The sequence below is a fragment of the Streptomyces cynarae genome, assembly GCF_025642135.1.
Lineage (GTDB): Bacteria > Actinomycetota > Actinomycetes > Streptomycetales > Streptomycetaceae > Streptomyces > Streptomyces cynarae.
In genome coordinates this window covers 2,284,235-2,297,441 of sequence record NZ_CP106793.1, presented here as the reverse complement: position 1 = coordinate 2,297,441, position 13,207 = coordinate 2,284,235, and the positions used below count along the sequence as shown (strand labels likewise).

10 protein-coding genes and 1 pseudogene are annotated in these 13,207 nt (G+C 71.2%); 8 read left to right on the top strand and 3 right to left on the bottom strand.

Annotated elements, in window-relative coordinates; genetic code table 11:
- The first annotated feature begins 143 nt into the window (after positions 1–143).
- From N8I84_RS10820 to pgi, 6 genes and pseudogenes are all read left to right on the top strand, one after another.
- On the top strand, positions 144–1,355 hold the full coding sequence (locus N8I84_RS10820) for a phosphoglycerate kinase (protein WP_263229319.1): 1,212 nt from the start codon (positions 144–146) through the stop codon (positions 1,353–1,355).
- Between the two features lie 3 nt (positions 1,356–1,358).
- Positions 1,359–2,135 (top strand): triose-phosphate isomerase, encoded by a 777-nt coding sequence (gene tpiA / locus N8I84_RS10815; protein ID WP_263229318.1) that lies wholly within the window; start codon positions 1,359–1,361, stop codon positions 2,133–2,135.
- A 98-nt stretch (positions 2,136–2,233) separates the two neighbouring features.
- The gene (gene secG / locus N8I84_RS10810) at positions 2,234–2,470 is read left to right on the top strand and encodes a preprotein translocase subunit SecG (RefSeq protein WP_200423294.1); all 237 of its coding nucleotides are present in this window, start codon (positions 2,234–2,236) and stop codon (positions 2,468–2,470) included.
- Positions 2,471–2,690: 220 nt separating this feature from the next.
- Complete coding sequence (locus tag N8I84_RS10805; protein ID WP_003957010.1) at positions 2,691–3,026, top strand: RNA polymerase-binding protein RbpA; 336 nt, start codon at positions 2,691–2,693, stop codon at positions 3,024–3,026.
- Between the two features lie 234 nt (positions 3,027–3,260).
- A pseudogene (locus N8I84_RS10800) lies at positions 3,261–4,466 on the top strand (MFS transporter); the annotation flags it as partial.
- Positions 4,467–4,604: 138 nt separating this feature from the next.
- Positions 4,605–6,257: a glucose-6-phosphate isomerase gene (pgi, locus tag N8I84_RS10795; protein WP_263234731.1), complete on the top strand. Its 1,653-nt coding sequence runs from the start codon at positions 4,605–4,607 to the stop codon at positions 6,255–6,257.
- 88 nt (positions 6,258–6,345) lie between these two features.
- Here pgi and N8I84_RS10790 read toward each other — a convergent pair whose 3' ends face one another.
- The 3 genes from N8I84_RS10790 to N8I84_RS10780 all read right to left on the bottom strand — a co-directional run bounded on the left by N8I84_RS10790 (position 6,346) and on the right by N8I84_RS10780 (position 9,960).
- Complete coding sequence (locus tag N8I84_RS10790; protein ID WP_263229317.1) at positions 6,346–8,628, bottom strand: ABC transporter permease; 2,283 nt, start codon at positions 8,626–8,628, stop codon at positions 6,346–6,348.
- A 61-nt stretch (positions 8,629–8,689) separates the two neighbouring features.
- Positions 8,690–9,448: an ABC transporter ATP-binding protein gene (locus N8I84_RS10785; RefSeq protein WP_263229316.1), complete on the bottom strand. Its 759-nt coding sequence runs from the start codon at positions 9,446–9,448 to the stop codon at positions 8,690–8,692.
- Positions 9,445–9,960, bottom strand: coding sequence for a PadR family transcriptional regulator (locus N8I84_RS10780; protein ID WP_263229315.1), 516 nt, complete (start codon positions 9,958–9,960; stop codon positions 9,445–9,447). Before N8I84_RS10780 ends, N8I84_RS10785 begins: the two co-directional genes overlap by 4 nt.
- Positions 9,961–10,091: 131 nt before the next feature.
- Here N8I84_RS10780 and N8I84_RS10775 point away from each other — a divergent pair, with 131 nt between their 5' ends.
- Both N8I84_RS10775 and N8I84_RS10770 read left to right on the top strand, forming a co-directional pair.
- Entirely contained in the window at positions 10,092–11,363 is a 1,272-nt protein-coding gene (locus N8I84_RS10775; protein WP_263229314.1) for an ABC transporter substrate-binding protein, read from the top strand.
- 168 nt (positions 11,364–11,531) lie between these two features.
- Positions 11,532–13,178: a glycoside hydrolase family 13 protein gene (locus tag N8I84_RS10770; RefSeq protein WP_263229313.1), complete on the top strand. Its 1,647-nt coding sequence runs from the start codon at positions 11,532–11,534 to the stop codon at positions 13,176–13,178.
- Positions 13,179–13,207: the final 29 nt, after the last annotated feature.

Here is a 13,207-nt window from a genome sequence, read left to right as displayed (position 1 = left end):
TCGGGCAGCGCACGGTCGCGCTGCCCGAGCCCTGACGCACGTGCGGCGAGCCCCGGCGCGCCCACGGATCGATCGGCCCCGGACCGGCCGTCCGGACCGATCAGCCCTCGTACGATCAAGAGCTTTCCCCAGGAGTCCGACCCATGAAGACGATCGACGAACTTCTCTCCGAAGGCGTGGACAACAAGCGGGTCTTCGTCCGCGCCGACCTCAACGTGCCGCTCGCCGACGGCCTCATCACCGACGACGGCCGCATCCGTGCCGTCCTGCCCACGGTCAAGGCCCTCGCCGAGGCGGGCGCCAAGGTGGTCGTCGCCTCCCACCTGGGCCGCCCCAAGGGCGCCCCGGACCCGGCCTTCTCCCTGCTGCCCGCCGCCGAGCGCCTCGGTGAACTCCTCGGTGCGCCCGTGGCGTTCGCCCAGGACACCGTCGGCCCCGCCGCCCACGACGCGGTCGACGGCCTGCAGCCGGGTCAGGTCGCGGTCATCGAGAACCTGCGCTTCAACCCCGGCGAGACGTCCAAGGACGACACCGAGCGCGGCGAGTTCGCCGACCAGCTCGCCGCCCTCGCCGATGTGTACGTGAGCGACGGCTTCGGCGCGGTCCACCGCAAGCACGCCTCCGTCTACGACCTCCCGGCCCGGCTGCCGCACTACGCCGGCTACCTCATCGCCACCGAGGTCGGCGTCCTGAAGAAGCTCACCGAGGACGTCCAGCGGCCCTACGTCGTCGCTCTCGGCGGTGCCAAGGTCTCCGACAAGCTGGCCGTCATCGACCAACTGCTCGGCAAGGCCGACCGCCTCCTCGTCGGCGGCGGCATGGCGTACACCTTCCTCAAGGCCAAGGGCTACGAGGTCGGCAAGTCGCTGCTGCAGGAGGACCAGGTCCCGGCCGTCCAGGAATACATCGAGCGCGCCGAGAAGACCGGCGTCGAGCTGGTCCTGCCCGTCGACGCCCTGGTCTCGCCCGACTTCCCGGACCTGAAGACGAAGGCCCCGGCCAACCCCACCGCCGTCGCCGCGGACGCGATCCCGGCCGACCAGGAGGGCCTGGACATCGGTCCGGAGACCCGCAAGCTGTACGCCTCGAAGCTCGCCGACGCGGCCACCGTCTTCTGGAACGGTCCGATGGGCGTCTTCGAGCACCCCGACTTCGCCGAGGGCACCAAGGCGGTCGCCCAGGCCCTCGTCGACTCCCAGGGCTTCACCGTGGTCGGCGGCGGCGACTCCGCCGCTGCCGTCCGCATCCTGGGATTCGACGAATCGGCATTCGGTCACATCTCGACCGGTGGCGGCGCCTCCCTCGAGTACCTCGAGGGCAAGACGCTCCCCGGCCTCGCCGCACTGGAGGACTGAACCTTGAGCACGCGCACGCCGCTGATGGCGGGCAACTGGAAGATGAACCTCAACCACCTCGAGGCCATCGCCCACGTCCAGAAGCTCGCCTTCGCCCTCGCGGACAAGGACTACGAGGCCGTCGAGGTCGCCGTCCTGCCGCCCTTCACGGACCTCCGCTCCGTGCAGACCCTGGTCGACGGGGACAAGCTCAAGATCAAGTACGGTGCCCAGGACCTCTCGGCGCACGACTCCGGTGCCTACACCGGTGAGATCTCGGGCTCCATGCTGGCCAAGCTGAAGTGCACCTACGTGGTGATCGGGCACTCCGAGCGCCGCCAGTACCACGGCGAGAGCGACGATCTTGTGAACGCCAAGGTCAAGGCCGCCTACAAGCACGGCCTGACCCCGATCCTGTGCGTCGGCGAGGAGTTGGAGGTCCGCGAGGCGGGGGATCACGTCACCCACACGCTCGCCCAGGTCGAGGGCGGTCTGAAGGACCTCCCGGCCGAGCAGGCCGAGAGCATCGTGATCGCCTACGAGCCCGTCTGGGCCATCGGGACCGGCAAGGTCTGCGGCTCCGACGAGGCGCAGGAGGTCTGCGCGGCGATCCGCGGCAAGATCGCCGAGCTGTACTCCCAGGATGTGGCCGACAAGGTGCGCATCCAGTACGGCGGCTCGGTGAAGTCCGGCAACGTCGCCGAGATCATGGCGAAGCCGGACATCGACGGCGCGCTGGTCGGCGGCGCCTCGCTCGACGCCGACGAGTTCGTCAAGATCGTCCGCTTCCGCGACCAGTGAGTGTGTCTTAGGGGCGATCCGTCGTACCCTTGCGGGGGCGAGGTGGCCTGCCACCCCGCCCCCGTCGTCCATCCGAGTCCGAGGAAGTTGGTCCAGCCGTGGTTCTGGGGTTTTCGATCGCCCTGATCGTCTTCAGCCTGTTGCTGATGCTGCTGGTGCTGATGCACAAGGGGAAGGGCGGCGGCCTCTCCGACATGTTCGGTGGCGGCATGCAGTCCTCCGTCGGCGGCTCGTCGGTCGCCGAGCGCAACCTCGACCGGATCACCGTCGTGATCGGTCTGCTCTGGCTCGCCTGCATCGTGGTGCTCGGCATCCTGATGAAGACCAACCACTAGCGTCGGCCGGCTTCGGCAGACCGTGTAAAACGCACATAAAGCACGTAACGCCCCATGTTCGGTACGGGTCTTCGGACCCGGCCTATCATGGGGCTTGCGTCTGGGGGCGGGGGTAACTCCCATCACTGGACGCGCGTTGGGCCTTACGTAGACTGAGGCGCTCGCAGCGAAGCGAAACGCCGACTCGCTTCGCGGCACCATCACGCAGGGAGTTACGACCGTGGCAAGTGGCAACGCGATCCGAGGAAGCCGGGTCGGGGCGGGGCCGATGGGCGAGGCCGAGCGCGGCGAGTCCGCGCCGCGTCTGCGCATCTCCTTCTGGTGCTCCAACGGGCACGAGACGCAGCCGAGCTTCGCCAGCGACGCGCAGGTTCCCGACACCTGGGACTGCCCCCGCTGCGGCTTCCCGGCCGGACAGGACCGGGACAACCCGCCGGACCCGCCGCGCACCGAGCCGTACAAGACGCACCTCGCGTATGTACGGGAGCGGCGCAGCGACGCGGACGGCGAGGCGATCCTCGCCGAGGCGCTCGCCAAACTGCGGGGCGAAATCTAGGAGTTGAACCGGCCGGGTGCCTGCGCGCACCTGGCCGGTGCGCGTTCGGTACCGCGGTTGCGCGTGCCGCCGGAACGGCCCCCGAACGGGCCGCGGCCCGGCGCTGGCGCGGCCGGGGCAGCCTCGCGCCCAGGTGCGCTCCAAAGAGTCCCCAGCGGCCTGTTTCCGCAGCTCAGCCCGATTGTCAGTGGTGCCCTCTACGGTTTGTGCATCGGCGAATCGTGAGGGGGGACGATGGCAACGGTCGAGGTGGCGGGCACCCTACGGCGGCCCGCGTGGCGTGGAGGATTCGGGCGGCTGTGGACCGCTGCCGTGGTCTCCCGGTTCGGGGACGCGCTACGGACGGCCGCGCTGCCCCTGCTCGCCGTGCGGCTCACGGACGAACCGCTCGTCGTCGCCTCGGTCACCGCCTGCGGCTATGTCCCCTGGCTGCTGTTCGGCCTGCTCGGCGGGGCCGTGGCCGACCGGTTGGACCAGCGGCGGGCGATGTGGGCCGTGGACACCGTGCGCGGACTGCTCGTCGCGGCCTTCGCGCTCGCCGTGGGGCTCGGGTACGCCTCGATCCCGCTGCTCCTGCTCCTCGCCTTCACGCTCACCACCCTCCAGACCCTCTTCGACAACGCCTCCACGGCCCTGCTGCCCTCCCTGGTCGACCGCGAGGCCCTGGGCAGCGCCAATGCCCGGCTCATGACCGGACAGCAGCTCGCGGGCGGTCTGCTGGCGGGCCCGTTCGTGCCGCTGCTCCTGGCGGCCGGAGCGTTCATGCCCTTCGCGGCCGACGCGGGCACCTTCCTGCTGGCCGCCGGCCTCGTCGCCTCCCTGCCGACGAAGCCGGCCGATCGGGAGCCGCGCCCGTCCAGCAGCACCCTGCGTGTCGAGATCGGCGACGGGCTGCGCGCCCTGTGGCAGGACCGGGTGCTGCGCGCGGCCTGCCTGGCCACGCTGCTGTGCAACATCGGCATGGGCGCCTTGATCGCCACGCTGGTGCTGCACGTGACGCGCTGGCTGCACGCGGGCGACGCCGGATACGCGGCCGCGATGACGGCGTACTCGGCAGGCAGCCTCATCGGTGGATTCGCCGCCCAGCGGATCGCGCACCGCACCGGACGCCTGCGCGCCCTGCTCGTCGCCGGCTGCGTCCAGACGGCGTCCCTGCTGCTCATCGGGACCGTCCGCCACACAGGAGCGCTGCTCGCGGGCATGCTGCTGTTCGGCGCCATGGGCATGGTGTGGAACGTCAACCAGGTCACCCTGATGCAGCACCGTAGCCCCGAGGCCATGGTGGGCCGTATCGCCGCCGCCTTCCGCACCGCCTCCACGTCGGGCGCCCCGCTCGGCGCCCTGCTCGGCGGAGCCGTGGCACGGACATACGGCCTGAACGGGCCGGCGCTGCTCACCGCCGCGCTCTTCGCGCTCGCTGTCACCTCGTTGACACACGCGCGCAAGGCGGACGTACCTGTTGTTGCCCCGCAGGACGGCGTGACAAGAGGTCAGGCCGCACCGGGATCAATTAGGTTGGGACCGGCAGCGGAGCGAGCTACGCAGCAGCACAGGCAAGGAAGAAGGCTGAACTCTCAGATGAACGCAGACAGCCGTACCAGGCTCAACCAGACGCCCGAGTGGACCGCTCTGGCCAAGCACCGCGAGGAGCTCGGCGAGGTGCGGCTGCGCGAGTTGTTCGCGGCGGACCCGGGCCGCGGCAGCGGGTACGCGCTCCAGGTCGGCGATCTGCACGTCGACTACTCCAAGCACCTGGTCACCGACGAGACGCTGCGGCTGCTGCGCGAACTGGCCGCCGCGCGGGACGTCTTCGGTCTCAGGGACGCCATGTTCCGCGGCGAGAAGATCAACACCACTGAGAAGCGCGCGGTCCTGCACACCGCCCTGCGCGCGCCCCGGGACGCGGTGATCGAGGTCGACGGCGAGAACGTGGTGCCCAAGGTGCACGCGGTGCTCGACAAGATGACCGACTTCGCGAACCGGGTTCGCTCCGGCGAGTGGACCGGTCACACCGGCAAGCGCATCAAGAACGTCGTCAACATCGGCATCGGCGGTTCCGACCTGGGCCCCGCGATGGCGTACGAGGCGCTGCACGCCTACACCGACCGCGGCCTGACGGTCCGCTTCGTGTCCAACGTGGACGGCGCCGACCTGCACGAGGCCACCCGCGACCTGGACGCGGCGGAGACGCTGTTCATCATCGCCTCCAAGACCTTCACCACGATCGAGACGATCACCAACGCGACCTCGGCCCGCAAGTGGCTGCTGGGCGAGCTGAAGGCCGGCCAGGAGGCGGTCGCCAAGCACTTCGTGGCGCTGTCGACGAACGCCGAGAAGGTCGAGGACTTCGGCATCGACCCGGCCAACATGTTCGAGTTCTGGGACTGGGTCGGCGGCCGCTACTCCTACGACTCGGCGATCGGCCTGTCCCTGATGGTCGCCATCGGCCCGGACCGCTTCCGCGAGATGCTCGACGGCTTCCGCACCGTCGACGAGCACTTCAGGACCGCGCCCGCCGAGTCCAACGTGCCGCTGCTGCTCGGGCTGCTCGGCATCTGGTACGGCAACTTCCACGACGCCCAGTCGCACGCCGTGCTGCCCTACTCCCACTACCTGTCCAAGTTCACCGCGTACCTCCAGCAGCTGGACATGGAGTCCAACGGCAAGTACGTCGCCCGGGACGGGCGCGAGGTCGAATGGCAGACCGGCCCCGTCGTCTGGGGCACCCCGGGCACCAACGGGCAGCACGCCTACTACCAGCTCATCCACCAGGGCACCAAGCTGATCCCGGCCGACTTCATCGGCTTCGCCGAGCCGGTCGCCGAGCTCGCCGACGAGTTGAAGGCCCAGCACGACCTGTTGATGGCGAACTTCTTCGCCCAGACCCAGGCACTGGCCTTCGGCAAGACCCCGGACGAGGTGCGCGCGGAGGGTGTGCCGGAGGAGCTGGTGCCCCACAAGACGTTCAAGGGCAACCACCCGACCACCACCATCCTCGCCAAGGAGCTGACCCCGTCGGTCCTCGGCCAGCTCATCGCCCTCTACGAGCACAAGGTGTTCGTCCAGGGCGCGATCTGGAACATCGACTCCTTCGACCAGTGGGGTGTCGAACTCGGCAAGGTGCTCGCCAAGCGCGTCGAGCCCGCGCTGACCGAGGGCGCCGAAGTACCGGGCCTGGACGAGTCCAGCAAGGCCCTGGTCGCCAAGTACCGGGAATGGCGCGGTCGTTAGAGCGACGGCAAGGGGGCGGGCGGCACGTCCGTCCGCTCCCGCTGCCCCCTGGCTACCGGCCCCCGACTCCCCGCTCAGGCCGTCGTGCTCAGGCCACCGCGCTCAAGGTGTCCGCGAGCCGGCGGCGGGCCGCGCGGGCCGCGGGCAGGGCGGCGAGCGCGGCGGCTCCCGCCATGGCCGCGGCCCCGAACAGCAGCAGGAGGACGGGGGAGGGGCCCCGGGCCAGCCCGGCGCCGATGCCGCTGGAGCGGCCCTGGGCGTCGATCAGCCAGTGGGCGAGGGGCAGACCCAGCGCCGTACCGACGACCACCGCGGCCAGAGCTGTGCAGGCGGTGGCCGTGACCGTGATCGCGGTGATCTGCCGTGGGGACAGGCCGATCGCCTTGAGCGCCAGGAGGTCCCGTTCGCCCTCGCGGACGGTGCCGCCGATCGCGGTCAGCAGTTCGACGATCCCGATGAGCGCGAGCACGGCGATCAGTCCGGCGACGACTCCGCGCAGCGGGGAGAGACCGTCCGCGGGGTTCACCACCGGGTGCACGTCCAGGTGCCCGTGGGCGGCCCTGGCCAGGTCGCCGGCGACCTGGTGCGGATCGGCGCCCGGGCGCAGCCGGAGCTCGTAGAGGGTCGGACGCAGGCCCGGGTCGTTCTCGCGGAGGGTGTCGAGCGAGGTGGAGATGACCCGGCCGGCGTTCTCCGGTTCGATGCTGCGGCCCACTATGTGCAGGATCTGCGGCTGGTCGCCCACCGTCATCCGGACCCAGTCGCCGACCCGCACGTCCAGCAGGTCGAGCAGCCCCTGCCCGGCCACGGCCTCGTCGGGGCCCCGCGCGGGACGGCCCTCGGCGAGGGCGTAGGGGTAGGGGTTCTGGCGGGTGCCCAGGCCCCGCAGGGCGATGGTGGCCGTCTGGCCCGGCACCAGGGCGGCCACCTCGACGCCCGGGTAGGCGTCGGCGATGTGCCGCTCGTGTTCCAGCAGGGCGCGCGTGGCCGCCTCGCCGAGACCGCTGTCGGGGCGCACGGTGAGGGCGGCGGCGAGGCCGACCTCGTCGGGCCTCGAATGGAAGCGGTCGATGGTGGTCCACGCGCTCATCGCCACCACGATCAGCAGCAGCGGCAGGGCGAGCCGGGCGACCGTGGCCAACGACCGGGGACGGCGTGCGAACGCCCGGTGCCAGCCCAGGACCAGCGCGGGCGGCAGCCGCAGACCGAGGGCGCCGCGCGCCAGGGCCGTCAGACGTCCGCCGGCCGGGGCCGCGGGCCGTGGCACCGGCACCGGAGGCACCCGTCCCGCCCGCCAGGCCGCGAGCCCGGTGGTGGCGGCGATGAACAGCACCGCTCCGGCCGGGACGGCGAACAGCACCACAGTGTGTCCCGGCAGCCCCTGCCACACGCCGACCGCGTCCCCGAAGCGCCCCGGGATCCGGCGGCCCAGCCCCTGGGTGAGCGCGGCCGCGGCCACCGCGCCGAGCAGGGCGTAGGCCACGTGCTGGAGCAGGAAGACGCGGACGACCTGGCCGGGTGTGAAACCGATCGCCTTCAGCACCGAGATGTCCCGCAGATGCCCCCGCACCCGGGTGCCGATCGCCCCGTGCACGGCGAACCCGGCGGCCACCAGTGCACCCAGACCGAACAGGCCGAGGACCTGCCCCAGCAGCCGGTTGTCGCCCTGCGCCTCGGCGCGCGCCTGCTGCCAGGTCGAGACCTCGGTGACCGCGCCGGCTCCCAGCACCGTGACGGCGCGCTGGACGGCGTAGTCCGTGTCGTCGGGGTCGGACAGGCGCAGCCCGGTCACCTCTCCGCCGGCATCGCGCACGGCGGACGGCAGGGCCCAGACGAGTCCGGGCTGTTCACCGGGGCGGTAGCGGGGTTCGGCGCTGTCCGCGATGCCCACCACGGTCAGTGTCCGGGCCGTACCGGCCACCGTCAGGGTGTCCCCCGGCTCGGCCAGCAACGCCCGGGCGAGCCGGCTCTCCAGCACCACGCCGCCCGGGTCAGCGGGATCCAGCCAGTGACCCGAGGTGAGCAGCGGCCGGCCGACGGAGGGCCGCCCGGGGGTGGCACGCAGTTCGACGGAGGCGCGGGTGCCACGGGAGAGGAGGGTCGCGGACTCGGTCGGGTAGGGCCCGGCGACGGATTCGACGCCGTCCAGATGGGCGAGGGTGGCCGCGTCGGCGGAGCGGGCGGTGTGGATCCACACGTGCGCGCCGCGCGCCTGCGTGAAGACGCGCTGCCAGGGGTTGGTGGCGTACCCGAACAGGGCCGTGGCCAGCAGCAGGGAGGCGACGATGCCGGCGGTGGCGAGCACCATGAACAGTGCCTCACCGCGGTGTGTGCGCAGATCGGAGTGCGCCCAGCGCAGGGTGGCTCGCACGGGCCTCAGCCCCTGTGCCCTGGGACGGCGCCCGAGCAGGTCAGGTGGTCGTACACCGCACTCAGTCCTTCAACTCCAGCACGCCGGACACACCGGAGGTCCCGGCCCGGCGCGGCGGTGCGGCGTCCAGCTCCGCGTCGTCGACGATCCGCCCGTCGAAGAAGCTGATGACGCGGTCGGCGGCGCTCGCCAGCCGGGCGTCATGGGTGACGAGTACGATGCTCTGCCCGCGCTGGTGGAAGCGGGACAGCAGCCGCATCACCTCGCGGGTGCCCTTGCTGTCGAGACTGCCCGCGGGCTCGTCGGCGAGCAGCAGGGGCGGATGGTTGACCAGGGCGCGGGCGAGCGCGACCCGCTGCTGCTCGCCGCCGGACAGCTCGCCCGGCATGCTGCGCTCCTTGCCGGTCAGGCCCAGCTCGGCCAGCAGCGCCTCCCGCTCGGCTCGCGCCTGCTTCGGCGGCCGACCGGCGAGCAGGGCGGGCAGCTCCACGTTGTCCGCGACCGACAGGTCGGAGACCAGGTTGAAGAACTGGAAGACGATCCCGATGCGCTTCCTGCGTTCCACGGCCCAACGGGCCTCGCTGTAGGAGTCGGTGCGCTCGCCGTCCAGCCAGATGCTGCCGGCGTCGGGTCGCTGCAACCCGCCGAGCAGGTGCAGCAGCGTCGACTTCCCGGCGCCGGACGGGCCGGTGACCGCCACGAACTCGCCGTGCGACAGGCTGAGGTCGACCCCGCGCACGGCGTGCGCCGGGGCTCCCTCGCCGTGGTGGGTCTTGACCAGGCCCTCGGCGCGCAGCAGAGGACTGGGGCGCTCGCTCATTCCAGCTCCTCCAGTTCCTCCTGGCACCGCTCCAGCCAGTCGAGGTCGGCCTGCAGGTGCAGCATCGCGCCCTCGATCAGCAGATGGGCGATACGGTTGTCGCGGTCTTCGGCGGCGGCCAGTCTCGACAGGTCGCGCATGGTGTTGAGGTACTGGCGCCGCTGCTTGTTGATCAGGGCGATCTGGTCGGCGAGACCGGTCCGCGGGGCGAGGGCCAGCTTCATGAAGAACTCGTCCCGTACCCGCGGCTCGTCCTCGGTCTCCTCGAACCAGGCGTGCAGCGCCTCTCGCCCGGCGTCTGTGAGGTGGTAGACCTTTTTGTTGGGCCGGCTGGACTGCTCGACGTCCTCGCCCTCGATCAGTCCCGACTTCTCGAGGCGGCCGAGGGTCACGTAGATCTGGCCGACGTTCGGCTGAGGGTACGCGGAGCCCAGCACTTGCTCAAGGTCCTGCTTGAGCTCGTAGCCGTGGGCGGGGCCGCGTGCGAGGAGTGCCAGGAGGGGCAGGCGCACTCGTGCTGTCCTCCTGTCTGCTCACAATGTGCTCCAGACCCTAGTATCGCCCATACCTAACAGGTATACATGGCCTCTGACTCCTGGGCGAGGGTGCCCGGAGCCGTGTGCATGTGTACAGGGAGGAACCTATGCGGTGGATACGCGCCGCCGGTAGGTGCCTCCTCGTCCTCGCCGTGGTCATGACCGGTTACGTGGCCTCGGGCGCCCGCGCCGACGAGGGGAGTGCCGGGGGCCGTGGCCCGCTCACCCTGGCCACCGCGGGAGATCTCACCGGCTACCTCGGCCCGCTCCTTCAGGGCTGGAACCGCACCCATCCCGGCGAGAAGGTCACCCTCGTCGAGTTGCCGGACTCCGCCGACGAGACGCATGCGCAGATGACCACCGACCTGCGCGGCGGCGACCGCAGCCGGTTCGACGTCCTGAACATCGACGTCGCCTGGACTTCCGAGTTCGCTGCGGCCGGCTGGATCCGTCCGCTGTCGCGCGACCGGTTCCCGCTGAGGACCTTCCTGCCACCGGTCGTCGACACGGCCACCTACGACGGACAGCTGTACGCCGTCCCGTATGTCACGAATGCCGGGCTTCTTCTGTATCGCAAGGACATCCTCGCCAAGGAGGGCGTGCCGCCGCCGCGCACCTGGGCCGAACTGGAGCACGACGCGAAGACCATCGCGCCCAAGTACGGGCTCGGCGGCTATGCGGGCCAGTTCCTGCCCTACGAGGGCCTCACCGTCAACGCGGCCGAGGCCGTGTACTCGGCGGGCGGCACCATCCTCGGCGACGAGGGGGCCCGCGTCACCGTCAATTCCGACGCGGCCCGCCAGGGCATCGGGTTCCTGGCTCGTGGCGTCCGCGAGGGCTGGATCCCCAAGCAGGCGCTGACGTACAAGGAGGAGGAGTCCAAGCAGGCCTTCCAGGACGGCCGGCTGCTCTTCCTGCGCAACTGGCCGTACGCGTACGTCGCGGCCTCCGCCCCGGGCTCGAAGGTGGCCGGGAGGATCGGCGCCGTCCCGCTGCCTGGGCCCGACGGGCCGGGGACGAGTGTTCTCGGCGGCTCCAACCTGGCCGTCAACACCCATGCGCGCCACCCCGAGTCGGCCGCGCGTCTGATCGCGTACCTCACCAGTGAGGGCGTCCAACGCCAGGTCCTCACCCGTGGCGCGCTGCCACCCGTGCGCGCCGCGCTCTACGACGACCCCGAACTCGTACGGCAGTTCCCTTATCTGCCGACCCTGCGCGCCGCCGTGCTCGCGGCCGCACCGCGCCCCAAGAGCCCGCGCTACGACCAGGTCAGCCTGGCGGTGCAGGCGGTGGTGCACGACGCGCTGACGGGGCAGGAGACGCCCGAGTCGGCAGTGCGACGCCTGGCGCACGAGCTGGCCGCCATCTCACATCGCTAGTTACTTGTTAGGTAACGCGGACATCTCATCTGACCGCTAGGCGCACCGATAAGTCCGGATTTGACACCCCAACTCCTCGGTAGCTTCTGCATTGTTCGTTGACACCCTCCTGAAACGGCTACTTAACATGCATGCATAACCGTTAGCACGCACAGACAGGTCAACGGGGTGAGTCCCAAGCACATCGACACCCGTCGCTGGTGGCGCGACGCAGTGATCTACCAGGTGTACGTCCGCAGCTTCCTGGACAGCACCGGCGACGGCATCGGCGATCTGGCCGGCGTCAGGGCCGGCCTGCCGTACCTGAAGAAGCTCGGCGTCGACGGGATCTGGCTGAGCCCCTTCTACCCCTCCCCGCAGCACGACCACGGCTACGACGTCTCCGACTACTGCGACGTCGACCCGCTCTTCGGCGACCTCGCCGAGTTCGACCTGCTCACGGCGGCCGCCCGGCGGCTCGGCATCAAGGTGCTCCTGGACGTCGTCCCCAACCACTGCTCCAGCGAGCACCCGTGGTTCCGCCAGGCCCTCGCCTCGCCACCCGGCAGCCCGGCCCGCGCCCGCTTCCACTTCGCCGACGGCCGCGGGCCCGACGGCTCCGAGCCGCCCAACAACTGGCACGCCATGTTCGGCGGCCCGGCCTGGACCCGCGTCACGGAGGCGGACGGCCGCCCCGGCCAGTGGTACCTGCACATGTTCACGCCCGAGCAGCCCGACTGGAACTGGCGCAACCCCGAGGTCCCCGCCGAGTTCGACCGGGTGCTGCGCTTCTGGCTGGACCGGGGCGTCGACGGCTTCCGCATCGACGTCGCCGCCGGCCTGTTCAAGCACCCGGAGCTGCCCGACTCCCCGGACCCGGAGGCCGACGCCCGCACCCGCGACTCGGTCAACCCGCTGGCCTGGAACCAGCCCGAGGTGCACGACGTGTGGCGCCACTGGCGATCGGTGTGCGAGGAGTACACGGCACTCGACGGCCGCGAGCGCCTCCTGGTCGGCGAGGTCTCGGTACCGACGGCCCGCGAGCACGCGAAGTACGTCCGCCAGGACGAGCTGCACCAGGCCTTCTTCTTCGACCTGCTCAGCGCCCCCTGGGACCCCGACGCCTTCCGCAAGGTGATCTCCGAGGCCATGCAGGACATCGCCGGCACGGGCTCCACGGTCACCTGGGTCCTCAACAACCACGACCAGGTCCGCACCGTCACCCGCTACGGAGAACCCACCCCTCAGGGCAGCGGCCTCGGCGCCGCCCGCGCCCGCGCCGCCGCGCTGCTGATGCTGGCGCTGCCCGGAGCCGCGTACATCTACCAGGGCGAGGAGCTCGGCCTGCCCGAGGTCGTCGACCTGCCCGACGACGTGCTCACCGACCCGATCTTCCGCCGCACCGGGAGCCGCGCCCGGATCCGCGACGGCTGCCGGGTGCCGCTGCCCTGGTCCGGGCAGGCATCCCCGTTCGGCTTCACCTCCGGCGCCGAGGGGGCCAGGCCCTGGCTGCCGCAACCGGAGTGGTTCGCCGAGCACGCCACCGACCGCGCCCTCGCCGACACCCGCTCCTTCTGGCACCTCTACCGCGACGGCCTCCAACTACGCTCCTCACTCCCGCAGTTGGGCGAGGGCACGATGCGCTGGCTGGACACCCCGCCCGGCGTCCTCGCCTTCGTACGCGGCGACGACCTGGTCTGCGCCGTCAACTTCGGTACCGCCCCCACGCCCGCGCCGGTCTCCGGCACCCCCCTGCTGGCCAGCGGCCCCTGCCCGCCCGGGGTGCTCCCCGGCTCGACGGCCGCCTGGTGGATCAGCGACGGCACCGACCTCTGATCCCGTCCATTCCCCCATCCCCGAAGGGA